Genomic DNA, 26,602 nt, shown 5'->3' on the forward strand with positions numbered 1-26,602 from the left:
GATAGCTGTTACCGCATCGTCGGTGCCGTCGATGCTTGGGGTCGGTCGGCCGGTGCTCGAGAGACGGGTCGCTGACGGCGTCGCGGCCCGCGAGAACCGTCAGGCCGCCTCGGTTTCCTCCGCCGCCTCGTCCTGGAGCTCCGTCCGGCGGATCTTCCCGGTGACCGTCTTCGGCAACTCGTCGCGGAACTCGATCTCGCGGGGGTACTCGTGGGCCGACAGTTCGTCGCGAACGTGGTTTCGGATGTCTTCCTTGAGGTCCTCGGAGGGGGTCGCGGCCTCGCTGGGGACGATGTAGGCCTTCACGATGTTGCCCCGCTCGCGGTGCGGTTTGGGGACGACGGCGGCCTCGGCGACGGCCTCGTGCTCGCCCAGCGAACTCTCGACCTCGAAGGGGCCGATCCGGTACCCCGACGAGAGGATGACGTCGTCGGCCCGGCCCTCGAACCAGAAGTAGCCGTCCTCGTCCTTGTGCGCGAGGTCGCCCGAGAGATACCACTTCCCGTCCGGCCCATCGACGAAGCAGTCGGCGGTCTGGTCGGGTTTCCCCCAATACTCCGCGAAGAAACAGGGGTAATCCCCGCGCTGAGCGATCTCACCCGTCTCGCCAGGCTCGAGGATTTCGCCCGTTTCCGGATCGACGACGTCGGCCTCGATTCCGGGCAGCGGTTTGCCCATCGAACCCGGCCGGACCTCCATCGTCGGGTAGTTGTTGACGATCATGTTCCCCGTCTCGGTCTGGCCGTAGGTGTCGTGGATCGTCACGCCCAGGCGCTCCTCGCCCCACTCGACGACGCCCGCCGAGAGCGGTTCACCGATCGAGAGTGCGTGGCGCAGGTTAAGCGAGACGTCGTCGAGGACGTCCTCGTGCTCGCGGAGCATCCGGTAGGCCGTCGGCACCGAGAACAGGACCGAGATCGGATAGGTGTCGAGGAGGTCGGCCCACTCCTCGGGATCGAACTCGCCCTCGTAGGTGAACAGCGCGGTCCCCCAGAACCAGGCGCCGAGCGTATTGATTGGGCCGGTCAGCCAGCCCAGGTCGCCCGTCGACCAGTAGCAGTCGCCTTCCTGGAGGTCGACGGCGTACTTCTGGGTGGCCGCGACGCCGGCGACCCACCGGTGTTTGTGGAGGACGCCCTTCGCCAGGCCGGTCGTCCCGCTGGTGTAGTACAGCAGGGCGTCGTCCTCGCCGCCGGTGGCGGCCGGCTCGTACTCGCGGCTCACCGTCTCCATCTCGGCGCGGTAGCTGACGTCGCCCCGCCGGATGCCCGTCCCGTCGTCGCTGACGACGATGACGTGTTCGACGGAGGGCGCGTCCTCGAGCGCCTCGGCGACGGTCTCGCGGTTTGCCGCGGTGGTGACGATCGCTTTCGCGTCGCAGTCCGCCAGGCGATACGAGATGCCGTCGGGACCGAACCGCTCGTTGATGCCGCCGAAGACGGCGCCGCGCTTGAGCGTCCCCACCAGCGCGACGTAGTGTTCGGGGACCCGCGGCATGTAGGAGAACACCCGATCCCCCTGCTCGATGCCCAGCGACTCGAGCACGTTGGCGAACCGGTTCGTTCGCTCGGCCAACTCCCAGAAGGTCACCGTGGTCAACTCGCCGTCCTCGTCGACCTGGTACAGCGCGACTTTCTCCTTGTTCTCGGCGTGGCGATCGCAGACCTCGTGGGCGACGTTCAGGTCCGTCGGCGCGTCCCAGTCGGCCGCCTCGTAGATGTCTTCCCACGTGAACTTCTCCCGCGCCCGCTCGTAGTCGGGTATGTTGTGATCTGATGGCATATACCGCGGAAGGCATCGTTCTCGGCAATAATTGCTTCGCCCGGTTGCGCGACAGGACACGGAGAGAAAAAGGGGAAGTCGACGATCCGACGAGCGCTTTAGACCCGCTCGTCGACGAATGACGGCATCTATCGCTGTGCCGACTCTGCGAGGAGGAACATTCGAACGTCGGCGACGAATTCGCGTCGCGCGGCCACGATCGGCTCGTCGCCGTCCGTCGTCGTTGCCGTCCGTCGTTACGCGCCGGGTCTGTGCGCCCCGGATAGTCGCCGCGATGAACGCGGCGGTGGCGGTAAACTGCTCGTGGGAGGCCTCGTCCGCGGGCGCCTGGTCGTTCGCCGGCGGGTCAGGGCGCACCGGTCGCGTCAGCGAAACTCGGGAACACCTCTTCCTGTACCATCTCGCAGAAGGCTTCCTGATCGGGGCTGTGACTCTGGTAGACGATGTGGTCGAACCCGGCGTCGACGTACTCGGCGGTCACGTCGATGAGATCCTGCGGATCGGTCGTGATCGTCATCTGCTCGGCGAGGTAGTCGGGGTCGACCATATCTCCGTGGCGCTTGATCGTCCGCGGGTCGGCGATATCGGCCTCGAAGAAGATGTCGAGCATCGTCCCGCGCCACGGCAGACAGGGCTCTAGCGCGGCGGTCTCGCTGTCGGGATCGTAGGAGACGTGCAGGTGGATCGAGCGATCGAGGTCGGTAAACGAGTCGTTGCGGTCGGACTTCTCGATCCCGCGCTCGACCGACGGGAACAGGTCCTCGCGAACGCGTTCGGGAGACTCGTAGACGGTGACGTAGCCGTCGCCCAGATCGCCGGCCATCCGTGCGAACGTCGGGCCGTTGCTCGCGATATAGACCGGCGGCGCTTCGTCGGGCCCCGTGTAGAGGTTCGCCCCGTTCAGCGACCAGAACTGCCCGTCGTAGTCGACGAACTCCTCCTCGAAGAGCGCGCGGATGATCCGGATCGCCTCCGCGGTCCGGCGCGCGCACTCCCCGAACTCGGGCATCGGCAGTCCCAGCGGGCTCTCGTTGAGCGCCTCCCCCGACCCCAGACCGAGGAAGATCCGGTCGGGGTAGAGTTCGGCCAGCGTCGCCAGGCGGTGGGCGACGTTGGCGGGGTGGTAGCGGTGGATGATCGCGCTGACGCCGGTGCCGATCACGAGGTCGTCGGTGCGTTCGAGCGCGGCGGGCAGCCACTCCCAGCAGTTGCCGCCGTTGGCCGGCGAGCCGTCCGCGAGGTGGTCGAACCAGGGGTGGAAGTGATCGTTGACCCAGGCGGTGTCGAAGCCCGCCTCCTCGGCGAGTTCGACCTGGCGGAGACACTCGGCGGGGGAGAACTCTTCGAGCGACGCGAACCAGCCGAATCTGACCATGTGGCGGCCACAACGGGGTAGGTTCTATAGCTAGCCGTCGCGGCGAAATTACTCGCGGATCGAGTACTCATTTCGTCGCCGCGGAACGGTGGTCAGCGCTCTCACTCCGTCGCGGCGGTCTCGAGCAGACCCTTCAGGTACCCGATAGCGAACAGCCGCCCCTTGGTCTCGTAGCCGGGGTTGTCGTTGGCTTCGCCGGCCATCGTCGGCACGTGGTCCGGCCGGATCGGGCCATCGAAGCCGACGTCACGGTAGGCCTCGATCGCCGCCCGCATGTCGGTCGGGCCGTTGTCGTGCCAGGTCTCGACGAACGAATCGGCGTCGCCGTCGACGTCGCGGAAGTGAACGAAGTTGATCCGGTCGCCGAAACGCCGGATCGTCTCGGGGACGTCGACGCCCATCGCCGCGAAGTTCCCCTGGCAGAACGTGATCCCGTTGTGCTCGCTCGGGACGATGTCGAGCACGCGCTCGTAGGCCTCGACGCTATTGATAATCCGCGGGACGCCGCGAACGGACTCCCGCGGCGGATCGTCGGGATGGAGGCCGAGTTTGACGCCCGCCTCCTCGGCGACCGGGACGACCCGCTCCAAGAAGTACTCGAGGTTCGCCCAGAGGTCCGCCGCGGTGATCTCCGGGATGTCGGGTTCCGGACCGCGGCGCATCTGGTCGTTATCGTACGCCGACGTCAGCGACCCGCCGCGGGCCGGCACGCTCGTCGCGGTCCGCGCCCAGCGGACGCCGGCCATCCAGTCGTAGCAGACGACCGAGACGCCGAGTCGCCCGAGGTTGCGCAGGAATCGGCAGAACTCCTCGATCTCCTCGTCGCGACCCGGCGTCCCCAGACGCGTCGCGTCCGTCAGCGGGACGCTGCCCTCGACGACTGCCAAATCGATCCCGGCGTTGGCGAAGCGGTTTTTCCACCGGAGGAGCGTGTCGTAGTCGGACGGACGACGGCCGTCACCGATCTCGAGGGTGTGGACCACGGCGCTGGTGACGCCGACCTGCGTGGCGAGATCCCACCGCTCGTCGGGGTCGGGCGGTAACACGAGTGCGGGTTCCATCGAAATCGTCCGGTGCATCAGTGCGCCCGGTCTTCAGTCTTCCCTCTGCGTGCAGCGGCGGCCGCCGGTCCGCCGAGGTCCGTCGCCTGGCGCGCTGCCCTCCCGCGACGCGATCGCCCATCGGCGCTCACCGTGACACAATGCGCACGCAGGCCGGCCGAGAGATCGATTCGACCAGGCCCGTCGGTTCGAGCCCACCGGTCTCGTCGTCGATCCGAAACCCGACCAGGCGATCGCCGGTCCGATTTGCGGCGAACAGCCGCGACCCGGTCGGGTCCAGCGCGAGGTTCCGCGGCGTCTCTCCGCGAGTCGGCTCGTGGCCACGCGCCTCGAGGGTGCCGTCGTCGCGAACGCCGAAGATCGCGACGCTGTCGTGGCCGCGATTCGAGGCGTACACCCATCGGCCGGACGGGTGAACCTGCACGTCCGCGGCGGTGCTCTCGCCGTCGACGGTCGGCGGCAGGGTGTCGATCGCCTGGCGAGACTCGAGCGAGCCCGACGCCGGATCGCGTTCGAGTACCGTCAGCGTCGAATCGAGTTCGGTACAGAGGTAGCCCGCTCGGCCGTCGGGACCGAACGTCAGGTGGCGCGGTCCCGCGCCGTCGCGAATCTCGATTCCCGAGTCGGGCGCCGCCTCGAGCGAGCCGCGCGTTCGGTCGAATTCGTAGCGTTCGACCCGGTCAGTTCCGAGGTCGGGGACGTAGAGGACGCGGTTCTCGGGCCCGAGAACGACCGAGTGGGGATGCGGGCTCGTCTGTCGGTCCGGGTGCACGCTCGATCCCGAATGTTCGACCAGGGCGGTCGGTTCGCCGGGACGACCGTCGTCCGCGATCGGAAGGACGGCGACGCTCCCGCCGGCGTAGTGGGCGACGAAGAGAAATCGACCGGTCGGGTCGACGGCGAGGTGGCAGGGACCGGCGTCGCCGCTCGGCTGTCGGTGCAGCGCGTCGAGGGCACCGGTTTCGCGGTCGAATTCGTACGCGACGACGCTTCCGGCGGCCGTCTCGGAGACTGCGTACAGCACGTCCAGATCTGGATGGACGGCCAGAAACGACGGATCGTCCTCGGTGGTGACATCGAGTCGCGTCGCCTGATTCCGGTCGCCGTCAAGCCGGTAACTCGCGAGTCCGGCGGCACCGTCGTCCGTGTACGAGCCGACGAACGCCAACTGCGACGGGTTCATGCGCCGTCGTTCGAGAGCGACTCGCTTCGGTCTTCGGGCTTCAGGCTTCGGTGCTCCCTCGGAAGGCGGGGAAACGGAGTTCGCGGCTCGTCGACGGCGAACGGCGACGGCCCGATTACGAGATGATCGGCGTGAGCAGCGGCTCGCGAGAGACCAGCAGGACCACGTTGTTACTCGCGAAGAGCGCGTACAGGGCCACGACGCCGACCACGAAGGCGACGTCCAGCGGCCGCGGGAGCACGTGGCCGATGACGACGATGACGCCGGCGTAGATGAGCGCCGCGAGGACGACGCCCGGGAGCCCGAAGACGTCGTGCAGGAGGACCGTCACGGGGTTTAGCTCGTACGCGTACGGGACGACGAAGAACATGATCGTCGCGACGAGGTCGACGAACCAGACCCCGTAAAACGCGGCCCGTAGCCTGGCGGTCCCGGGACGGTCTACCAACCCGTCGAACACGTCGAACGAGGGTACGGCCGACATATGCGGTGAGAAGGGCTTTCGGAAGTTAGCCCTGTTACTTGCGGCTTATGGGTGCGTGAGTCTGTAGACAGGATAGTGCTGTGGCGGGACGCGGTCGCTGGTCCGCGGCCCGCGTGGAGCGCCGAACCGACGGTGCGACCGAACCAGTGGAGCACCTGACCCGGCGTCAGTCCCCGGACGAAGAGCGGGAGTCGCCGATACCGCGGCAATCGGACGGTTTCTCCGAGAGGTGACAGTAGCTCAGGAGGTCGTCGTCCTCGACGACGGTCAAGAGAATGTCGCGTTCCGAGAGGTCGTCGTACCGGTCCGCCGAGACGACGAGCTGATCGACGATGGAGTCGCAGTCCTCGAGCAGGATGACGACGTGTTCGCCGTCGACGATTCGGTCGACGACGCCGATGTATCGGGTCGCGCCGTCGGCGCGGCCGCGTCGGGCGTCCCCCGTCGAAGCCGAGGCGGTCGCCGCCGCGACCGTCCCCGTACCGAGGAGGCCGAGCGTTCGCAAGATCGTGCGTCGTGCGGGTCGGGTTCCATCCGACATACCCCCGTTGGCCGCGGGTTCCCTGATAAACCCTGGACCGGTGGTCCGATCGATCCGTCCGACGAGTTCGACGTAATCGGTCACTGCATCGTCAGGTCCGCGTTCAGCCTGGTACTGTTCGCACGCTGAAATCGAAGTTCCGGACGGTGGACCGGCAGCGGTGTCCCGCGGACCGGCGCGCCTGGCCGGTGCCGAAGCGCCGCCGGAGAAGAACGAAGCGGGGACCGGGACGGAAGACGGTGGGTGACCCTGTCGCTACTGATACGCCTGCAGTCCGGTCAGCTCCTCGCCGAGGATCAGCGTGTGGATGTCGTGGGTGCCCTCGTAGGTGTAGACCGTCTCCATGTTCGCCAGGTGGCGCATCGGCGAGTAGTCGGTGGTGATGCCGTTGCCGCCGAGCATCTCGCGGGCGACGCGGGACTGTTCGCGCGCCGTCCGGACGTTGTTTCGCTTGGCCATCGAGACGTGCTGCGGTCGCAGATCACCGCGCTCCTTCAGGTCGGCCAGGCGGTAGGCCAGCAGCTGGGCGAGCGTGATCTGGGTGGCCATCTCGGCGAGCTTGCGCTGTTGGAGCTGGAACCGGCCGATCGGCCCGCCGAACTGCTCGCGGTCAGTGGCGTACTGGCGGGCTTCCTCGAAGCAGTCGCGGGCGGCGCCGACCGCGCCCCAGGCGATCCCGTAGCGGGCCTGGGTGAGACAGGACAGCGGCCCCTTCATGCCGGAGACGTCTGGCAGGACGTTGTCCTCGGGGACGTAGACGTCGTTCAGGCCGATTTCGCCCGTGATGGAGGCGCGCAGGGAGAGCTTCTCGGTGATCTTGTTGGTCGTGACGCCGTCGCGGTCGGTCTCGACGAGGAAGCCGCGGACGGGGTCGTCCTCGGCCGAGCGGTCCCGGGCCCAGACGACGGCGACGTCGGCGATCGGCGAGTTCGTGATCCAGGTCTTCGAGCCGTTAAGGACGTAGCCGTCGCCGTCCCTCTCCGCGGCGGTCTCCATCGCCGACGGGTTCGAGCCGTGTTCGGGTTCCGTGAGCCCGAAGCAGCCGACCGCCTCGCCCCGACCGAGCGCCGGCAGCCACTCTTCTTTCTGTTCCTCGCTCCCGTAGGCGTGGATGGGGTACATGACGAGCGCGCCCTGGACCGACGCCATCGACCGGAGTCCCGAGTCGCCGGCCTCCAGTTCCTGCATCAGGAGGCCGTAGGCCGTCTCCGAGACGTTTGGCGAGCCGTAGCCCTCGAGATTGGGCGCGTAGAATCCGAGCTCCCCCATCTCCGGGATGAGGTCGGTCGGGAAGGTCCCCTCCTCGAAGTGCTCACCGATATCGGGTTTGACCCGTTCCTCGACGAAATCCCGGGCCGTATCCCGAATCAACCGTTCTTCCTGGCCTAAGTCCGCCTCGAGCTGAACGAAATCCAGCATACGTGAACGTCTCCCAACGGCACAATAGGCATTGCGATACACATTATCACGCGAAGACGAATCGAACGGACGGCACCGATCGGCGGACCCGCCCACCGCTTCGATCGTCCGAACGCCCCCGCGGCCGAGTGCGTCGTCGGGCCGTCGCGGCCGATCGCCGACCGCCGACCATCGACGGTCAGCCGCCGCTCTGTTTTCCATCGTGGACGTTGTAGCCCCAGATAGATTAACAAACGAAAAAGTAGCGCACAGCCGAAGCTACTTTGTAAGACGACCACAAGCAGACTACTATGGCGTTCCAGCTATCGGCCGAACACGAGGCGATTCGCGACGCCGTCCGCGAGTTCGGTGAGAACGAGATCGAACCGGTCGCCGAGGAACACGACCAGGCGGGCGAGTATCCCGAGGAGCTGCGAAGGAAGGCTGCCGAGTACGACTTCGTCGCGCCGAACATCCCGATCGAGTACGACGGGGCCGGGATGGATAAGCTCTCGACGACGATCGTCACCGAGGAGCTCTGGCGGGCCGATCCCGGGATCGGATCGGCCGTCGGCTCCGCCGGTTTCGGGACGGATATGATCGTCGAGTTCGGCGACGAGTGGATGAAAGAGGAGTGGCTGCCCAAGATCGCCAACGGGGAGGTGGCCTCCTGTTCGATGATCTCCGAGCCCGCACACGGCTCGAACGTCGCGGGGATCGAGACGGTCGCGGAGAGGGACTCCGCCGAGGAAACCTCGGCTGATCCCTCGGAACTCGAGGCTTCCGAGGACGGCGACGAGTACGTCCTCAACGGCAACAAGATGTGGATTACCAACGGGACCGTCGCGGACGTGGGCGTCGCGATGGCCAAGACCAGCCCCGGCGAGGGCCACCGCGGCATCACCGCGTTCCTCGTGCCGATGGACGCCGACGGCATCCAGACCGAGAAGATCGACAACAAGCTGGGTATCCGCGCCTCCGACCTCGCGGAGGTCATCATCGACGACGTCCGCGTCCCCGCCGAGAACGTCATCGGCGAAGTCGACCAGGGGTTCTACCAGCTGATGGAGTTCTTCGCCTCCGGGCGCACCAGCGTCGCCGCCCAGGCGGTCGGCGCCGCCCAGGGCGCGCTCGACGCCGCCATCGAATACGCGAACCAGCGCGAGCAGTTCGACCAGAAGATCTCGGAATTCCAGGCCATCCAGCACAAGATCGCCGAGATGGCGACCAAGGTCGAGGCCGCCCGCTCGCTGACCTACCGCGCCGCGACCCAGGTCGAGCAGAACAACCAGGACGTCGCCGCGCAGTACTCGAGCATGGCAAAGCTGTTCGCCTCCGAGATCTCGGTCGAAGTCGCCGACGAGGGCGTGCAGGTCCACGGCGGCTCGGGCTACGTCACGGACTACCCCGCCGAGCGCTACTACCGCGACGCCCGCATCACGAAGATCTACGAGGGAACCAGCGAGATCCAGAAGAACATCATCGCCGACCAGATTCTCTGAGCGATTCGGCGACGGACCACGCTGTATACTCCGCATACAATGTTTGTTCACATACAATTAAGATCCGCTGGTTCGTAGCTGCGGGTACCCGAGGCGGGTCGACCGCCCGACGAACGGCCGTAGTATCGGGTCTGCACTGAATTCCCCGCCCCACCACACCACCGTCCACTACCATTCGCCGTTCCTCCATCCGCGGTCGCAGTTCACAGCGGCAGTTCTCCCGAAGATCGTCGACGGAAAGAGGCACCGCTCGCGGCGAGGCGACCGACGCCCTCCAATCTGTGATGATTGTTCGAAAAGGAACGCTTTTGCCCGTTTCCGCTGAGGCTCGACACATGCGAATTGCAGTCCTTGGAGCCGGGAGTATGGGTCACGGGATCGCCCAGGTGTCCGCGATGGCGGGCCACGACGTCATCCTTCGAGACATCGAGACGGGCTTCGTCGAGGACGGCCTCGACGGGATCCGCGAGAACCTCCAGGGGGGCGTCGACCGCGAGAAACTCACCGAGGCGGAACTGGAGGAGACCCTCGAACGGATCGAGGGAACGACCGACCTCGCGGACGCCGTCGCGGACGCCGACCTGGTCGTCGAGGCGGTGCCCGAGGACATGGACCTGAAGCAAGAGGTCTTCGCGGACGTCGAAGCGGCCGCCGACGAGGATACCGTCATCGCCTCGAACACCTCCTCGCTGTCGGTGACCGAGATGGCCAGCGCGCTCGAGCACCCCGAGCGGGCCGTCGGGCTGCACTTCTTCAACCCGCCGCACATCATGGATCTCGTCGAGATCGTGATCGCCGAGCAGACCGCCGAACGAACGGAAGAGTTCGCCGTCGACTACGTCCGAGGGATCGACAAGACGGACGTCGTCGTCCGAGATACGGCCGGCTTCGCTACCTCGCGGCTCGGCCTGGCGCTCGGCTTGGAGGCGATCCGGATGGTCGAGCAGGGGGTCGCCAGCCCGGCGGACATCGACGAGGGGATGGAACTCGGCTACGGCCATCCGATGGGCCCGATCGAGCTGACGGATCACGTCGGCCTCGACGTGCGCCTGCACATCGCCGAACACCTCCGCGAGGAGTTGGGCGAGCGGTTCAAACCGCCCCAATCCCTGCGCCGGAAGGTCCGGGCGGGCAAGCTCGGCAAGAAAACCGGCGAGGGGTACTACGTCTGGGAGGACGGCGAACGCGTCGGTACGAGCGGCGACTGGGGACAGGGTAGTACGCAGGGTGACGCCAATACGTGAACTCGCCGATAAGTACGAGCCACACCGCTTTCTGACTCGGTCACCGCCACCTCTTCCCTCGTCGGCGTCGATACCGATGTTCGGCAATGCGGACCCTTTTAGCCGCGTGTGAGCAAGGATCAGGTATGTCCTTGGAGCCGAGCGCCGACCCGGCCGCCGACCGGCGCGCGAATTACGACTACCGGAGCGACGAGGTCGATCGCCCGGCGCTGGTCGCCGACATCGAGGAGGTCGTCGACTGCGAGGTCCGCGGCGACTCCTACTCGCGGGAGCTGTACGCGACCGACGCCAGCGCCTACGAGATGACGCCGATCGCCGTCGCCTTCCCGCAGTCGACCGCCGACGTCGCCGGCATCGTCGAGTACTGCGCCGAGCGGGAGATTCCCGTCCTCCCGCGGGGCGGCGGCACCAGCCTGGCCGGTCAGACGGTCAACCGGGCCGTCGTGCTGGACTTCACCCGGTACATGAACGACATCCTCGAGATCGATCCGGACGCGCGGACGGCGACCGTCCAGCCCGGGACGATCCTCGGGACGCTGAACGAGGCCCTCGATCCCCACGGCCTCAAGTTCGCCCCCGACCCCGCCTGGGGCGATAAGAGCGCCATCGGCGGCGCGATCGGCAACAACTCCACCGGCGCGCACTCGCTGCAGTACGGCAAAACCGACGCCTACATTGAGGAAGTCGAAGCCGTCCTCGCCGACGGGACCGTCACCCGCTTCGGCGAGGTTACGGTCGAGAAAATCGCCGAGCGAGCCGATCCCGACGGGGACCTCGAGGGACGGATCTACGCCGAAATCGATCGCATTCTCGAGGAAGACGCCGATCGCATCGACGAGGCCTACCCCGATCTCAAGCGCAACGTCTCCGGCTACAACCTCGATCGCCTGGTCGCCGAGGCGCGCGGCGACGAGTTACCGGGCGGAGAGGCGACCGGCGAGCCCGGCACCGTCAACCTCGCGCGGCTGCTGGCCGGCAGCGAGGGGACGCTCGCGGTCGTCACCGAGGCGACCGTCTCGCTCGAGCCGGTGCCGGAGACGAAGGCGGTCTCCCTGCTGTGCTACCCCGATCTCCACGAGGCGATGCGGGACGTCGAGCCGATCCTCGAGCACGATCCCGCGGCGGTCGAAGTGCTCGACGACGTGCTGATCGACCTGGCGCGGGACACCGCCGAGTTCGGCCCCGTAACGGAGATGCTCCCCGAAGGAACCAATGCCGTCCTCTTGGTGGAGTTCTACGCGGAGGACGCCGACCAGGGAAGAGAGCAGGTCGCCGGGCTGCTCGCGGACCGCGTGCCGTCGGCGACGCCGGAGGGAGAGCCGGCCGACGACGCCCCCGCGAGCGACGCCGAAACGCTCGCAATCGAAGCGCTCGAGGCCTACGACAGCGCCCAGCGCGCCAAGCTGTGGAAACTTCGCAAGTCTGGCCTCCCGATCCTCCTCTCGCGGACGACCGACGAGAAGCACATCTCGTTCATCGAGGACACCGCGATTCCGCCCGCGAAGCTCCCCGAGTTCGTTGAGGGGTTCGAGGAGATTCTAGAGGACAACGGCACCTACGCGAGTTTCTACGCCCACGCCGGCCCGGGCGTGCTCCATATCCGTCCGCTCGTAAACACGAAGACCGAAATCGGACTCGAGCAACTCCACGGCATCGCGGACGGCGTGACGGACCTGGTGGTCGAACTCGGCGGCTCGGTCTCCGGCGAGCACGGCGACGGCCGCGCGCGCACCCAGTGGAACCGCAAGCTCTACGGCGAGGAGCTCTGGGAAACCTTTCAGGACCTCAAGACCGCCTTCGACCCCGACTGGCTCCTGAACCCGGGCCAGGTCGTCTTCCGCGACGACGACCCGACGGACCTCCGGGAGCACCTACGGTTCGATCCCGACTACGAGTTCGAGGCCGGCTTCGAGCCGACCCTCGAGTGGGAGAACGAGAACGGCATGCAGGGCATGGTCGAGCTCTGTCACGGCTGCGGCGGCTGTCGCGGCCAGCAGTCGACCACCGGCGGCGTGATGTGTCCGACCTACCGGGCGAGTCAGGAGGAGATCACCGCCACCCGGGGCCGGGCGAACGCGCTCCGCCAGGCGATGAGCGGCGACCTCGATCCCGACGAGGTGGCCACCGACGAGTTCATCGAGGAGGTGATGGACCTCTGTATCGGCTGCAAAGGCTGTGCGATCGACTGCCCGAGCGAGGTCGACATGGCCAAGCTCAAAGCGGAGGTGACCCACGAGTACCACCGGCGCAACGGCGCGAGCCTCCGCGATCACCTGTTCGCGAACGTCTCGACGCTGTCGAAACTGGGCTCGCAGTTCGCACCGCTCTCGAACGCGCTGCCGAAGCTCCCGGGGGCGCGGAAACTTCTCGAAGTGGCCGTCGGTATCGACTCCGACAGGCCGCTGCCGACGTTCCACGCGACGACGTTCCGGGATTGGTTCGAGGAACGAGGCGGCACGGCCGCCTCGAAAAAGCGAGCGGCGGCGGCGAGAGCGGAGCGCGGCGGTGCAAACGTCAGCGAGAGCCAGGCCGAGCGCAAGGTCGTTCTCTATCCAGACACCTACACGAACTACAGCCACCCCGAGGCCGGCAAGGCGGCCGTCCGCGTGCTCGAGGCCGCGGGCGTCCACGTCGCGGTCCCGGACGACCTCGGCGACACGGGTCGGCCGGCGTTTTCGAAGGGATTTCTGGAGAAGGCCAGGAAGGCGGCCCGCGAGAACGTCGACGCGCTCGCGCCCCTGGTCGAGGAGGGATGGGACGTGGTCGTCATCGAGCCCTCCGACGCGGTCATGTTCCAGGGCGACTACCTCGACTTGCTCTCCGCACCGGCGGCCGAGACCCTCGCCGACGCGACCTACGGCGTCTGCGAGTACATCGACACGTTCCGCCTGGACGCGGAGCTCGAGTTCGACTCCGCGGCGGTCAAGCAGGACCTCACCTATCACGGCCACTGCCACCAGAAATCGGTCGCGAAGGACCACCACGCCGTCGGCGTGCTCCGGCGGGCCGGCTACGCCGTCGAGCCACTCGACTCCGGCTGCTGTGGCATGGCCGGGAGCTTCGGCTACGAGTCCGAACACGCCGCCATGAGCGACGCGATCGCCGACATCCTCTACGACCAGGTCGCAGCGAGCGACGGCGACCGCGTCGTCGCTCCCGGGGCCTCCTGCCGGACCCAACTCGAGAACCGGCCCGGTGCGCCCGAGGAGCCCCCGACGCCGATCGAACTCGTCGCCGAGACGCTCGCCTGACGAGATCCGGTCGACGGCCGTCGCATCTGCGGGGTCGACCGGCCGCTCGAACTCACTCGCACCGCGCGGCGACAATCAGACAGTCATCGTCCCGGTTCCCCGCACAGTCCGTCGCGTCGTCGCAGTCCACCACTCGGACCGCGTCCTCGAGCGCGACCAGGCGGTCGGCGAGCAGTTCTCCCCGATCGGTCAATCGGTAGTTCGTCGTCGGTGGACTCGTATCGCGGACGGTTCGGTCGACCAGGCCGTGACACTCGAGTTCCGAGAGCCGACGCGAGAGCGTCGCCGCGCCCAGCCCGTCGATCTCGTCTTTCAGTTCGTTGAACCCGTACCCGCGGCGCCGCGCGTACAGCGCGCGGAGCACGTGACCCGTCCACTTGGCACCGAGGAGGTCGCGCAGCGAGTGCCAGATCGGCTGCCAGTTCTCGTCGGCCATGAAACCACTAGTCGTCGCGTAACGATACGAGTATCGCGCGTATGCGAAGCGCAGGGAGAAGAGAGTTTCAGCGGTGAAACCAGCTATCTGTCACCAAACTGCCTAGTATAGGCTCTCTCGACGCGTAGCGTGAACCGATGACACCAGAAACAGACGCGCGCGCCCATCCCAACGTCGACGTCGAAACGATGTCGCCCGACGCGTACCGGACGCGGACGCTTCGCGTCGATTTTCTCTTTCTCGACAGGAACGACTGTGACCGCTGCAGCGGAACCGAAGACTCGCTCCACCGGGCGATCGATCGACTCGCGCCGCTGTTCGACGACCTCGGCGTCGAAATCGTCGTCAGAAACGTCCGCGTCGAGACCGCGGCGGACGCGCGACGGACCCGCCTGGCGAGTTCGCCGACGATCCGCATCGACGGTCGGGACGTGCAACCGGCGATCGACGAGAGCCCGTGTAACTCCTGTAGCGACCTGTGCGGCGGGGAGACCGGCGTCGACTGCCGGACCTGGTTGTTCGACGGCGAACGGCACTCGCGGGCCCCGGTCGCCCTCCTCGTCGACGCGCTTCTCCGGGCCGCGTTCTCGGACCGGTGGGAGCGATACGGAACCCGCGAACGCGACGCGGAAACAGGTGACCCCTATCGACTCCCGGAGAACCTCCGAACGTTCTTCGAAGCCACAGAGCGCGGCCAGGGCGGTGAAAACGAGACCGAACCCTGCTGTTAGCCCCGCGTCGCGTCGACCGGCACGAGCAGCTCGTCGTCGAACACCGCCCGTTCGAGCGAGAGCGCGCCGGGCCCGCTCAACACGAGGGCGACCGCGACCAGAAAGAGAACCAGCGTGTACTCGAACCCGCCGTCGCTGGCGACGAAGCCGTTGGGCAGGTGGACGAGCGTCGTCGCGACGAACATAATCGCCGCACCCACCGCCGCCGCGTAGCGCGTGAGCAGTCCCACCAGCAGCAACAGCCCGCCGCTCGCCTCGGCCAGCGCGACGCACCAGGCGACGACCGTCGGGGCGGGCACGCCGAGCGACGCGAGCGTGCCGGCGAACTCGCTCATCGCGGTCGCCTTCGGCCCGACGGTGAACAGTTTCCCGACGCCGGCGACGGCGAGGGCGATCCCCAGCGCGAGTCGGAGAACGACCGGATTCCATTGCGTTCCGCCTGCGGCTGTCGAACGGCTCATATGTAGCGTTCGACACGGTATGAAATAATAACGTTTCGGATGGCGATAGCGATCGGAAACGGGGTTCTGTATCGAACGGGCGGGAGCCGAAACCGGCCTCGGAATCCGGTGGAGCGCCGGTTCGCGGAGAAATCGGCGTCGGGTTCGCCGCCGTCAGCGACCGACCAGGTCGTCGTAGCGCGCGCCGGTCTGCTTCAGCGTCTCGGTGGAGTAGAGCCGCTCGTGGTCGACGGGGAGGTAGTCGGCGGCCAGTTCGTCGATCTTCTCGTCGACGGCCTCGGCGTCGCGGCCGTGGATCATCGTGAACAGGTTGTACGGCCACTCCTTGTCGGGTCGGCGGGGGCGATGGTAACAGAGCGTGACGTAGGGGAGGCCGCCGGCACGCTCGCCACGTTCGTCGAGTTCGGCGTCGGGCACGTCCCAGACGACCATGCAGTTGGCGTCGAAGCCGGTGACGACGTGGTTGATCACGCAGCCGACGCGCTTGAGACAGCCGTTTTCGAGGAGGCGGTCGATAGCTGCGAGCACGTCATCGACGGGGTCGCCCAGGCGCGCCGCGACGTCGCGGTAGGGCGTCTCCGAGAGCGGAAAGCCGTCTTGGATCTCGAGCAGCAGGTCGGCCTCGAGTGGGGTGAGGTCGCCCGTCGCTTCCTCGCTGATCCGGGTCGCGGAGGAGTCGGTGCGCGCTTCCAGGGACTCGCGTGCGAACCGGTCGGCGTTGACGACGGGAAACTCGAGGTCGATGTAGTAGTCGGTCAGCATCGGCAGATCGAGGACGGCACAGCCCGTCCGCGCTTCGATCTCGGCGAGGATTTCGTCGCGGGTCCCCCGCGAGCCCGCGGTGACGACGAACCACATGTTCCACTCGTGGTCGCGAGCGTAATTGTGATTGACCTGCTGGTACTCGTTGACGACGGCGGCGATCTCGTCGAAGCGATCCTCGGGGGCCCGCACCGCGGCGAGGGTCGACGAGCCGATCACGGGCGGGTTGAGGACGGCCCCGAACCGGCGGACGACGCCCGCACTCCGAAGGGCGCGAACGCGCTCGATCGCAGCCGACTCGTCGATGCCGAGGTCGGCGCCGACGCGACGGAACGGGCGCTCTTCGACCGGAAAGCCGCTCTGGTAGCCGTCGATCAGCGCCGCATCCACGTCGTCGATGGCCTCGCGCCAGTCCCCCGACAGGGTGCTCATTGATGGTCCTAGGGAGAAGGGCCCCGTATCGTTTTCGGGTCCAGCCGATCGGCTGCAGATCGGCTTCGAATTCGGCGGTCGACGGGCAGTATTCCCCGTACGACGGACCGACGGATACCGGAAGCGGGGGGTTTTTGCACCGGCCGTCCGAACGAACTGATATGGCGCAGGCATCCCAGGAATTCGGTGAGTGGCCGCTGAAACGGTTGATGACGGAAGTCGTCGGTTCCGGGCCGAAGTCGGCCGACGACATGAACCGCGACCAGGCGCGCGAAGCCATCCAGCGCATCCTCGCCGGCGAGCCCGACGAGACCACCCTCGGCGCGTTCTGGCTGGCCAACCGTTGGAAGCGCAACAATCCGGAGGAACTGGCGGCCTACACCGACGTCATGCGCGAGGAGTCGGTCGTCACCGCCGAGCCCGAGGCCGATCCGGTCGACTGCGGCGCGAACTACGACGGCAAGCATTCTTCCGCCGTGCTCGGCGTCGGAGCCGGCATCGTCGCCGCCGCGGCGGGCACCCCGGTCGTCGTCCACTCCGGCGACCGCGTGCCGACCCAGAAGGCCACCGCGTACAAGCACGTCCTCGACGAACTCGGCGTCCGGACAGAGCTCGCCCCCGAGGAGAGCGCCGAAATGGTCGACGAGACCGGCTTCGGCTTCTACTACCAGCCCGAGTTCAACCCTGGCATCCACGACCTGTACGACCGGCGCGACCAGATGGGCGTCCGCACGTTCGTCAACACCGTCGAGACCGTCGCCAACCCCGCGAACGCCGACGTCCACCTCGGCTCGTTCTACCACCTCGCGTTCGCGAAGAAGATGACCGATCTCATCCGAGAGAGCGACGAACTCGACTACTCCCGCGCCATCTTCTTCCAGGGCATGGAGGGCTACGACGATATCCGACCCGGCTACACCAAAGTAGCCGAGTGGGACGAGGGCGAGGACCTCGAGGACTACGAGATCGAGACCGCCGAGTACGGCATGGAGATGGAAAACGAAGACCTCGAAGTCGACGACGTGACCGCCGACTCCGCGGCGATCACCGAGGAGGCACTCGCCGGCGACCGCGAAGACGACTTCGCCGACGCGATCGCGCTCAACGGCGCGTTCCGCATGTACGCCCGCCAAGACGTCGATAGCCTCGAAGAAGGGCTCGACCGGGCCCGTGAGGTTATCGCCGACGGCAGCGCCGAAGCGGTACTCGAGGAACTGCGCGACTTCTAACCGGCCGTCTCCTCGATCGGCCGATTCGATTTTCATAGTTCGGTCCGCCAGGCGACCCGAGGACTGGCTCGACGACCCGCGACGTGACGCGAGCGACGACAGCGTGACAGCGCTGACAGCGGCGATCCGCGACGACAGTAGGCTTTTGACGGCGCATCGGGACGTGAGACCATGCGACTCGATTCGGTGCGGATACTCGACCTGACGCGCCTTCTCCCCGGACCGTACGCGACCCAGCTGCTCGCCGACGCGGGCGCCGACGTGGTGAACGTCGAGGACACCGACGCGGGCGACTACGCCCGCGACATGCCGCCGACCACCGAGCGCGGCGTCGGCGCACTCTTCGACGGCGTCAACCGGGGCAAGCGAAGCGTCGCCCTGAACCTCAAGCGCGACGAGGGAAAGCGGGCGTTCTACCGCCTGGTCGAGTCGGCCGACGTCGTCGTCGAGGGGTTCCGGCCGGGCGTCGCCGAGCGCCTCGGGATCGACTACGAGACGCTCACCGAGTACAACGCGGACCTGGTCTACTGCTCGCTGACGGGCTACGGGCAGACGGGGCCGGACGCCGAGCGGGCGGGCCACGACCTCAACTACGTCGGCGTCGCCGGGCTACTCGACATGACCCGCGAGGACAAGACGTCGGCGCCGCAGATGCCGGGTTACCAGATCGGCGACCTCGGTGGCGGGCTGTTCGCGGCCTTCAGCATCGTCGGCGGGCTTCTCTCACGAGAACTGGGCCACGGCGGCGAGTACGTCGACGTGGCCATGACCGACGTGGTCGCCTCCTTCGGGCAAGCGATCGCCCACCGGGCGCTCACCGGCGACGACCCGCGGCCTGGCGAGACCGAACTCACCGGAAAGTACCCCTGGTACGATATCTACGAGACCGCCGACGGGCGCTACGTCACCCTCGCGGCGCTGGAGCCGAAGTTCTGGCGCGCGTTCTGCGAGGAGGTCGATCGCGAGGACCTGATCGACGCTCACGGGAGCGACGATCCGGCCGAACTCGAGGCGCTCCGCGAGGAACTCACGGACCTGTTCGCGACCCGATCGCGGGACGCCTGGCTCGACGCGCTGAGCGACGAGACGACGGTCGGCCCGGTCTGTACGCCGGCCGAGACCGTCGAACATCCCCAGATCGAGGCCCGAGGCCTGGTCGAGCGACACGACGACGCGCCGCCGCGGATCGGTTTTCCAGCGGAAGGATCGAATATCCCGGAGCCCCGCGACGAGTCGGTGCCGGCCCACGGGGAACACACCGACGAACTGCTCGTCTCGGTGGGGTACGACGAGGACGAGGTCGCTGCCCTCCGCGAGGCGGACGTCGTCCGCTGACGGACCGCGCTCGTCCCTGCTCGTCCCCGCTTGTCCGGACCAGGCAACCGGTGCGGGAGCTCTCGAGACGCAACCTCTATTTCGTGTGGGAGAATATCCCAACCACACAGTATGAACTCCGCAGTCATCGTCGACGCCGTCCGAACGCCCTTCGGAAAACGCGACGGCTCGTTCAGGGACACGCACCCGCAGAACCTGGCCGCCGAGCCGCTCGAAGCGCTCCGGGAGCGCAACGGGTTCGAACCCGAAACGATCGAGGACGTCGTCTACGGCTGCGTCACGCCGGTCGACGAGCAGGGACTCAACATCGGGCGGCTCGCGCCGATGGTCGCCGGCTGGGGCGACGTCGTGCCTGGCGTTCAATTGAATCGGATGTGCGGCTCGGGCCAGCAGGCCGTCAACTTCGCCGCCGCGAATATCATGGCCGGCCAGCACGACGTACTCGTCGCCGGCGGCGTCGAGCACATGACCCGCGTGCCGATAGGATCCGACGACGGCGGGCTGACGGACACCTACTTCGAGCACTTCGACGAGCGGACCCACCAGGGCGAGGGCGCCGAACGCATCGCCGAGGAGTACGGCTTCACGCGCCGAGAACTCGACGAACTCGCCGTCGACTCCCAGCGGCGCTGGAAGGAGGCCTGGGACGAGGGCCGCTACGACGATCAGGTCGTTCCCGTCGAGACGGAACTCGAGGGTGAGGAGAGCGAGTCGCAAAGCGACTCGGACAGTCGAACGGGAAGCGAAACGACCCGCGAGACGGTCGTCGTCGAGCGAGACGAACACCCCCGTCCGGACACCGACCTCGAGACCCTCTCCGAACTGCCGCTGTCGTTCCGCGAGGAGGGCGAGGGGTTCCACCACCCCGGCAACTCCTCGGGGATCGTCGACGGGGCCTCCGCGCTCCTCGTGACGAGCGAGGAGGCCGCCGCGGAGCACGGCTGGGAGCCGATGGCCCGCATCGTCCAGACCGAGGTCGTCGGCGTCGACCCGCTCACGATGCTGACGGGACCGATCCCCGCGACCGAGGGCGTCCTCGAGAAGGCCGACATGAGCGTCGGCGATATCGACTTATTCGAGGTCAACGAGGCGTTCGCCTCGGTCGTCGCCGCCTGGCTCGAGGAGACCGGCGCCTCCTGGGAGGACGTCAACGTCAACGGCGGCGCGATCGCCCACGGCCACCCGCTGGGCGCGACCGGCGCGACGCTGCTGACCAAACTCGCGCACGAACTCGAGCGCACCGGGCAGGATACCGCGCTGTCGGCGATGTGTATCGGGTTCGGGCAGGGAATCGCGACGATCATCGAGCGGGTCTAAGCTCGGAACGACCGACCGAGCGCTCGGACGGTCCTCTCGGCGTTCGGTGAGTCGTGCAGCGTGCGGTCGGGTCGGGACGAGTCGCGCACCTCTGGTTGCCAATTAATGCGATTATAGACCTATAGCTTTACAATGCTGTATCCGGTCGTGGGTGATATGGAATACCACGACTCAGAGAAGGCGAAGGAGGTCGCGGGTCGGGTCGAGTCGTTCATGGACGAGGTCGTGATCCCGCGGGAGCGGGAGGCGCTCCGGACCGGCGAGCCGATTTCGACGGCCGAGATCGCGGACCTCTGGGACCAGGCGAAGGAGCGCGACCTGTTCGCGCCGCAGGTTCCCGAGGAGTACGGCGGACAGGGGCTGGACTTCCGCGACATGCTGCCTTCCTTCGAGCAGGTCGGGCGGTCGCTGCTCGGCGCGCTGGCGATCCGCGCGAACGCACCCCAGGAGGGGAACATGCACACCCTGGAGATGGTCGGCACCGAGGAGCAGAAGGAGGAGTGGCTGCGTCCGCTCGTCCAGGGCGAGGTCTCCTCGGCGTTCGCGATGACCGAGCCAAAACAGGGCGGCGGCTCGGACCCCAAGATGCTCCAGAGCACGGCCGTCAAGGACGGCGACGAGTGGGTCATCAACGCCCACAAATGGTGGACCTCCGACGGACTCGACGCCGACTTCTATCTGGTGATGGCCCGGACCGATCTGGACGCCCACCCCTACGAAGGCACCTCGATCATCCTCGTTCCGCGGGACGCCGACGGCGTCGAGGTCGTCCGAAACATCCCCCACCTCGGCGGCCACGGCATCACCGAGCGCGAGGGCGGCCACGCCGAGGTGAAGTTCGACAACGTGCGCGTCCCCGTCGAGAACACGATCGGCGAGGAGAACGAGGGGTTCCGGATCGCCCAACTGCGCCTGGGCGGCGGTCGGCTCACCCACTGCATGCGTTACTCCGGGATGGCCCAGCGCTCGCTCGAGATCGCGAAGGCCTACCTCGGCGAGCGCGAGGCCTTCGGCTCGACGCTCGAGGAGAAACAGGCGCTGCGCCACCGGATCGCCGACGCGGAGACGCGCCTGCACGCCGCCCGGACGATGGTGCGGCACGCGGCCCGCGAACTCGACCGCAGCGACGCCCGCATCGAGGTCGCGATGGCGAAGATGTTCACGGCCAACGTCACCGACGACGTCATCGACCTGGCCGTGCAGTGTTGTGGCGGCAACGGCATCGGGAAGGACCTCCCGCTCGCGCACTTCTACGAGAACGTCCGCGCCTTCCGGATCGTCGACGGGGCCGACGAGGTCCACCGCCGCACGATCGCCCGCTGGGCGTTCGAGGACGTCGACGAGCGCGAGATCGAGAACGCCCTACAGTTCGACGAGAACCTGCGCATCGACGCCCTCGATGACCGGGAGTGATCGCGCTGTGAGTGTGAGCGAGACCGAGAGCGAACGAATTCGATCGGCCGTCACCGCGGAGGGCCGCGATGCCGCGTAAGTCGCTCGCGGCCCTCGAAGCGATGGTCGGTGACACCCGGATCACTGTCGCGGACTTCCGGATCGAACCGGGCAAGGTTGCAGAGTTCGCGCGGGCGATCACCGCCGACGACCCGCTCTTCCGCGACCAGGCGACGGCCGCGAAACGGGGGTACGACCGCGTGCCCGCACCGCCGACCTACACGCAGGTCGGCCGGTTCCCGCGGTACACGCCGGACGGGATCGAGGGATACGGCTTCGATCTCGGCTTTCGCTCGGAGTACGTGCTCCACGGCGAGCAGCGCTACGAGTTCGAACGGCCGGTCTTCGTCGGCGACGTCCTCGAAGGAACGACCAGGCTGGCGGACGTATTCCAGCGGGAGGGCGGCCGGGCGGGGACGATGACGTTCGCCGTCCTCGAGACGGAGTATCGAGATCAGGACGGCGACCTCGTGCTCACCGACCGGTCGACCGCGATCGAGACATCGGGTGCGGTCGACGACGGGGAGAGCGACGACGCCGACACGGAGCGCGGTGCGGACGGCGAATCGCCGAGCAACGGCGGCAGCGACAGCGACACTGACGCTAATACCACCGACGCGACCGCGTCGAACGGAGGAACCGACGCCCTCGACACCGCGCTCGGTGCTTCGTCGCCCGGCGCGGGCGACCGTGAGCGAGTCCGCGACGTCGAAGCCCTCGCGGTCGGCGATCCCGGGCCGACCATCGTCGTCGAGGACGTCGAACGGCAGGACTTCGTCACGTACGCCGGCGCCAGCGGCGATTTCAACCCGATTCACTACGACGAGCCGTACGCGACCGCGGCCGGCAACGAGAGCGTTTTCGGTCAGGGGATGTTCACCGCCGGCATCGCGTCCAGGGTCGTCACGAACTGGTTCGAACTCGCGGACGTCTCGGCGTTCGGCGTCCGATTTCAGTCGCGAGTCTTCCCCGGGGACACCGTCGTCGCCACCGGCGAAATCGTCGCGATCGATCGAGACGCAGGAACGGCAAAAGCGGACCTCCGAGCGACCACGGGCGACGGCGCGGTCCTGCTCACCGGTTCGGCGACGGTCGATCTCGGCTGATCGTCTCCCCCCGGTTGTTTCCCCGACCGCGCGACCTGGTCAGTCCGAGACCTCCGCGCGCTTGGCCATCATCGCCGCCGCCGTCTCCGCCCAGTCGCCCCACGCAAATCCCACCGCGACGACAAGCGTCCACCAGGCGTAGGTCAGCACGATCCCGGCGTAGACGCCAGGCAGGCCGTACCCGAGCGTGACCCCGGCGAGGTACGCGAAGCCGAGCATGAACCCGAAGGTGCCGGTAAACCGGGCGTAGAAGGGCGTGCGCGTGTCGCTGGCCCCGCGGAGACTGCCCGAAATTGGGAAGAAAAGACCGAAGAACACCATCGAGACGCCGAAGACGCGGGCGAAGTCGACGGCGTACGCGAGCGTGGCCGCGTCGCTCGTGAACAGCCGCGCAATCGGCATCGCGCCGACGACCAGGCCGAGGCCGGCCAGCGAGAGCGTCGCGACGCTGAGTGCCGCGATGGCCAGGCCGGCAAAGCGCGCGTCGTCGGGCCGGCCGTCGCCGAGGGTCTGGCCGACGATCACGCTGGCGGCGACGTTGAAGGAGCGGTACAGCGGACCGGCGAACTGCTGGTAGATGCGCCGGCCGATGTGGTAGGCCGCCGTCACCTCGGTACCGAAGGTCAACAGGAGGGCGTTGAAGGGGAAGTTCGCGAGCGAGGTGCTCATTCCCTCGGCGAAGTTCGGCAGGCTCACGGCAACGAGCTGGCGCGTGATCGTGAGGCTGCGCGGCCGCGCGAACGCCAGGCCGGTCCGCTCGCTCGCGATCGCGGCCGTCATCGCGACGGCTTCGACCGTCCGGCTGACCGCCGTCGCCAGGCCGACGCCGACGATGCCCAGATCCGGGAGGGGGCCGACCCCGAGGCCCAGACCGACTGTCGCCGCGATGTTGATCGCGTTCGCGAGGCCGTTGACGACCATCGGCGTGCGCGTATCGCCGGTGCCCTGCAGCGACCGCGCGCCGACGAGCCCGACGATGCGCATCGGCGCGGCGGCGAAGACGAGCGCGAGGTAGCGCCCGGCCATCTCGACGACCGCGGGCTCGGCCCCGAGCAGGGCGATCAGCGGCTCCGAGATCGCCAGGCCGGCGACCACGAGCGGGACGCCCGCGAGAAAACCGATGAGAAACGCCTGCGTGATCGCCCGATCGCGAGTCGTCTCCGCGCCCCGGCCGGTGTCCTGACTCGAGAGGGCGATCGCGCCGGTCCCGAGCCCGAGGCCGATCCGCAACGGGAGTTGCGCGTAGAGGTCCGCCAGGCCGACCGCGGCGACGGCCGCCGGCGAGAAGAGGCCGGTAACGATCACGTCGACCGTCCGCATCAGCGTGTTGAACGTCTGCTGGATGGCGATCGGCCAGGAGAGCGAGAACGTCCGTCGCCACACGCGTCGCACGCGCTCGCTGCGGTCGGCCATACATCGTTTCGAAGCGCCGGCCGCCGGATTACGGTGTCGGTCCTGGCGGGGAGCGGCGGCTTCGAGAAGGTGTATCGTTACCAGTGTTCGTATTTGATCGCGATTTCGGAAACGATAGATCAGTTTCCCCGTAAAACTATGAACGAATTTATGTAGCAGTCGCTCGATACGTGAGCCATGCGACTCGAAGGGAAGACGGTAGTCATCACCGGTGCGGCGGCGGGAATCGGGCGGTCGACGGCCGAACGCTGCGCCGAGGAAGGGGCGCACGTCATCGTCACGGACGTCGACGTCGAGGGCGGCCAGGCGGTCGCCGAGGCGATCGAGGCAGACGGCGGCCAGGCGACGTTCCACGAACTCGACGTCACCGACAGCGACGAGTTCCACGCGGTCGTCGACGCAGTCGCCGACGCGCACGGGCTGGACGTGCTGGTCAACAACGCCGGGACCGGACACCCGGGCGGCGCGCTGGAGACCCTCGACGACGATATTCGAGACTTCGTCATCGACGTCAACATCAAGGGCGTCTGGAACGGCTGTCACGCGGCGCTCCCGCATCTGAAAGAACAGGGCCACGGCGCCATCGTCAACGTCGGCTCGCTGGCGAGCATCCTCGGGCTGCCGAAGCAGGCGGCCTACTCGATGAGCAAGGGCGCGGTCCTGAACATGACCAAGGCCGTCGCCGCCGAGGCCGGTCCTCACGGCGTCCGCGCGAACGCGGTCTGTCCCGGCTTCACCGAGACCTCGCTGCTCGACCAGTACCTCGAGAGTCAGGACGACCCCGAGAAGGCCCGCGAGCAGATGATCCGACAGTACCCGCTCAAGCGCCTGGCCGAACCGGAGGAGATCGCGGACTCGATCCTCTTCCTGGCCAGCGAGGAGTCCTCGTTCGTCAACGGCCACGGCCTGGTCGTCGACGGCGGATTCTCGGCCTGAATCGTCGGCTCCACAGCGATTCTCCGTCTCAGTCAGCGCTTCACTCCTCGCGAACCAGCGCCACGCTCGCGAGTTGGTCGCCGGCCGTGACGGTCGCCTCGCGGGTAAGCGCGTAGAGCACGCCGTCGCGGTCCGCCCGGGCCTCGTGGAGCGGGTCGTACGTCGTCGGGTGATGGACCGTCCCGATCGGGTCGCCCTCCGCAATGGAGTCCCCGACCGCGATCGAAGGATTCGGCCGGAAGAGTCCGGCGTCGTCGGCGGAGACCTGGCCGAGGTGGTTGCGCGCGACGACCTGGTCGCGCTCGGGGGCGTCGCCGGGGAGGAGATCGAGGTACCGGCAGACGTCGAGCAGCCCGTCGACGCCGTCTTCGACGGCGTCTTCGAGGATCTGCTTGTTGTGCGAGAGTTCGGGCGTGATCGAGGGGATCCCCTCGTCGGCGGCGGCGACCCGGAGCTTCCCCGCGAAGCCGCGCCGGTGCCACTCCTCGGGGGCGTCCTCGTCCGCCTGTTCGGACAGTAGGAGGTCGGTCCCGAAGGCCTCGCCCAGTTCGCGAGAGCGGCGATCCCCCTCCCGGTAGACGACGTGCGGGAGCATGTCGGGACTCCCCGTGTGGAGGTCGACGACCGCGTCGGCGGTCGCGACGTACTCCCAGAGGCGCGCGGCCATCCGCTGGTGGAGGCTGCCGTCCGCGTCGCCCGGCCAGACGCGGTTCATGTTGGGATTGACGCTGTCGAGTTGCTCCGGCGTCGTGTAGGAGACCCGATCGAACGTCAACGGGTTCGCGACGGGGACGGCGATCACGGTCCCCGACAGCGAATCGAGCGGGAGCCGTTCGTGGAACCGCCGGAGGACCTCCGTGCCGTTGACCTCGCGGCCGTGCTGGGCCGCCTGGACGTACAGCGTCGGCGCCGCTCCGGACCCGGAAGCGGACCCGGCCGCGGAATCGGATGCCGATTCCGACTCGCTCCCGCGGTAGGTGTGGACCGTCGTCGTCAGTTCGACGCCCGACGGTAACCGCGCGAGGGTCACCCGGTCGGCCGTGTGCGTGCCGTCGGTCATAGACGCTGCTTTCACGGCCGGCGGTATGTACCTGCGGCCGTCCATCGCCCGTCGGAACCGTCGCGCCAGGCGATCCCTCGGTCGAGACGATCACGACGATGGCGGACGGCT

The 26,602-nt window shown here is 67.6% G+C and carries 22 protein-coding genes; 10 read left to right on the plus strand and 12 right to left on the minus strand.

Annotated elements, in window-relative coordinates:
- Positions 1-99: 99 nt before the first annotated feature.
- From BMY29_RS15590 to BMY29_RS15620, 7 genes are all read right to left on the minus strand, one after another.
- Positions 100-1,782, minus strand: a complete 1,683-nt coding sequence (locus BMY29_RS15590) for an acetate--CoA ligase (protein WP_049992157.1) — start codon at positions 1,780-1,782, stop codon at positions 100-102.
- A 346-nt stretch (positions 1,783-2,128) separates the two neighbouring features.
- Positions 2,129-3,157, minus strand: coding sequence for an LLM class flavin-dependent oxidoreductase (locus tag BMY29_RS15595; protein ID WP_049992268.1), 1,029 nt, complete (start codon positions 3,155-3,157; stop codon positions 2,129-2,131).
- 101 nt (positions 3,158-3,258) lie between these two features.
- Positions 3,259-4,218, minus strand: a complete 960-nt coding sequence (locus tag BMY29_RS15600) for a mannonate dehydratase (RefSeq protein ID WP_049992270.1) — start codon at positions 4,216-4,218, stop codon at positions 3,259-3,261.
- Positions 4,219-4,345: 127 nt separating this feature from the next.
- A complete protein-coding gene (locus tag BMY29_RS15605; RefSeq protein WP_049992267.1) occupies positions 4,346-5,401 on the minus strand; it encodes a lactonase family protein in 1,056 nt (351 codons plus the stop codon).
- Between the two features lie 115 nt (positions 5,402-5,516).
- A complete protein-coding gene (locus BMY29_RS15610; RefSeq protein ID WP_049992266.1) occupies positions 5,517-5,885 on the minus strand; it encodes a hypothetical protein in 369 nt (122 codons plus the stop codon).
- A 166-nt stretch (positions 5,886-6,051) separates the two neighbouring features.
- Positions 6,052-6,426, minus strand: coding sequence for a hypothetical protein (locus tag BMY29_RS21200; protein WP_049992269.1), 375 nt, complete (start codon positions 6,424-6,426; stop codon positions 6,052-6,054).
- Positions 6,427-6,681: 255 nt separating this feature from the next.
- Positions 6,682-7,845, minus strand: coding sequence for an acyl-CoA dehydrogenase family protein (locus BMY29_RS15620; RefSeq protein ID WP_049992265.1), 1,164 nt, complete (start codon positions 7,843-7,845; stop codon positions 6,682-6,684).
- Positions 7,846-8,135: 290 nt separating this feature from the next.
- Between BMY29_RS15620 and BMY29_RS15625 the strand changes: the two genes are divergently transcribed.
- From BMY29_RS15625 to BMY29_RS15635, 3 genes are all read left to right on the plus strand, one after another.
- Positions 8,136-9,326 (plus strand): acyl-CoA dehydrogenase family protein, encoded by a 1,191-nt coding sequence (locus tag BMY29_RS15625; protein WP_049992264.1) that lies wholly within the window; start codon positions 8,136-8,138, stop codon positions 9,324-9,326.
- A 335-nt stretch (positions 9,327-9,661) separates the two neighbouring features.
- Entirely contained in the window at positions 9,662-10,570 is a 909-nt protein-coding gene (locus tag BMY29_RS15630; RefSeq protein ID WP_049992263.1) for a 3-hydroxyacyl-CoA dehydrogenase family protein, read from the plus strand.
- A 125-nt stretch (positions 10,571-10,695) separates the two neighbouring features.
- On the plus strand, positions 10,696-13,821 hold the full coding sequence (locus BMY29_RS15635; protein WP_074854815.1) for an FAD-binding and (Fe-S)-binding domain-containing protein: 3,126 nt from the start codon (positions 10,696-10,698) through the stop codon (positions 13,819-13,821).
- Positions 13,822-13,873: 52 nt separating this feature from the next.
- Here the strand turns inward: BMY29_RS15635 and BMY29_RS15640 are convergent, their stop codons facing one another.
- Positions 13,874-14,257, minus strand: a complete 384-nt coding sequence (locus BMY29_RS15640; RefSeq protein WP_049991189.1) for a winged helix-turn-helix transcriptional regulator — start codon at positions 14,255-14,257, stop codon at positions 13,874-13,876.
- Positions 14,258-14,394: 137 nt separating this feature from the next.
- Here BMY29_RS15640 and BMY29_RS15645 point away from each other — a divergent pair, with 137 nt between their 5' ends.
- Positions 14,395-14,988, plus strand: a complete 594-nt coding sequence (locus BMY29_RS15645; RefSeq protein ID WP_049991190.1) for a DUF2703 domain-containing protein — start codon at positions 14,395-14,397, stop codon at positions 14,986-14,988.
- On the opposite strand, the gene BMY29_RS15650 is transcribed toward BMY29_RS15645, so the two are convergent.
- Both BMY29_RS15650 and ahbB read right to left on the minus strand, forming a co-directional pair.
- On the minus strand, positions 14,985-15,449 hold the full coding sequence (locus tag BMY29_RS15650) for a DoxX family protein (RefSeq protein WP_049991191.1): 465 nt from the start codon (positions 15,447-15,449) through the stop codon (positions 14,985-14,987). The genes BMY29_RS15645 and BMY29_RS15650 overlap by 4 nt on opposite strands.
- A 153-nt stretch (positions 15,450-15,602) precedes the next feature.
- Positions 15,603-16,643, minus strand: a complete 1,041-nt coding sequence (gene ahbB, locus BMY29_RS15655; RefSeq protein ID WP_049991192.1) for a siroheme decarboxylase subunit beta — start codon at positions 16,641-16,643, stop codon at positions 15,603-15,605.
- Positions 16,644-16,804: 161 nt separating this feature from the next.
- Here ahbB and BMY29_RS15660 point away from each other — a divergent pair, with 161 nt between their 5' ends.
- From BMY29_RS15660 to BMY29_RS15680, 5 genes are all read left to right on the plus strand, one after another.
- A complete protein-coding gene (locus BMY29_RS15660; RefSeq protein ID WP_049991193.1) occupies positions 16,805-17,872 on the plus strand; it encodes an anthranilate phosphoribosyltransferase in 1,068 nt (355 codons plus the stop codon).
- Positions 17,873-18,043: 171 nt separating this feature from the next.
- On the plus strand, positions 18,044-19,207 hold the full coding sequence (locus BMY29_RS15665) for a CaiB/BaiF CoA transferase family protein (RefSeq protein ID WP_049991194.1): 1,164 nt from the start codon (positions 18,044-18,046) through the stop codon (positions 19,205-19,207).
- A gap of 111 nt (positions 19,208-19,318) precedes the next feature.
- Complete coding sequence (locus tag BMY29_RS15670; protein ID WP_049991195.1) at positions 19,319-20,524, plus strand: thiolase family protein; 1,206 nt, start codon at positions 19,319-19,321, stop codon at positions 20,522-20,524.
- 156 nt (positions 20,525-20,680) lie between these two features.
- Positions 20,681-21,937 (plus strand): acyl-CoA dehydrogenase family protein, encoded by a 1,257-nt coding sequence (locus tag BMY29_RS15675; RefSeq protein ID WP_049991196.1) that lies wholly within the window; start codon positions 20,681-20,683, stop codon positions 21,935-21,937.
- A 68-nt stretch (positions 21,938-22,005) separates the two neighbouring features.
- On the plus strand, positions 22,006-23,082 hold the full coding sequence (locus tag BMY29_RS15680; protein WP_049991197.1) for a MaoC family dehydratase: 1,077 nt from the start codon (positions 22,006-22,008) through the stop codon (positions 23,080-23,082).
- A 39-nt stretch (positions 23,083-23,121) separates the two neighbouring features.
- Here the strand turns inward: BMY29_RS15680 and BMY29_RS15685 are convergent, their stop codons facing one another.
- A complete protein-coding gene (locus BMY29_RS15685) occupies positions 23,122-24,495 on the minus strand; it encodes an MATE family efflux transporter (RefSeq protein WP_049991198.1) in 1,374 nt (457 codons plus the stop codon).
- Positions 24,496-24,672: 177 nt separating this feature from the next.
- Here BMY29_RS15685 and BMY29_RS15690 point away from each other — a divergent pair, with 177 nt between their 5' ends.
- Complete coding sequence (locus BMY29_RS15690; RefSeq protein ID WP_049991199.1) at positions 24,673-25,431, plus strand: SDR family NAD(P)-dependent oxidoreductase; 759 nt, start codon at positions 24,673-24,675, stop codon at positions 25,429-25,431.
- Positions 25,432-25,471: 40 nt separating this feature from the next.
- On the opposite strand, the gene BMY29_RS15695 is transcribed toward BMY29_RS15690, so the two are convergent.
- Positions 25,472-26,491 carry a succinylglutamate desuccinylase/aspartoacylase family protein gene (locus BMY29_RS15695; RefSeq protein ID WP_049991200.1) on the minus strand — a complete coding sequence of 340 codons (1,020 nt, stop codon included), beginning with the start codon at positions 26,489-26,491 and terminating at the stop codon, positions 25,472-25,474.
- Positions 26,492-26,602: the final 111 nt, after the last annotated feature.

The sequence above is a fragment of the Natrinema salifodinae genome (assembly GCF_900110455.1).
GTDB lineage: Archaea > Halobacteriota > Halobacteria > Halobacteriales > Natrialbaceae > Natrinema > Natrinema salifodinae.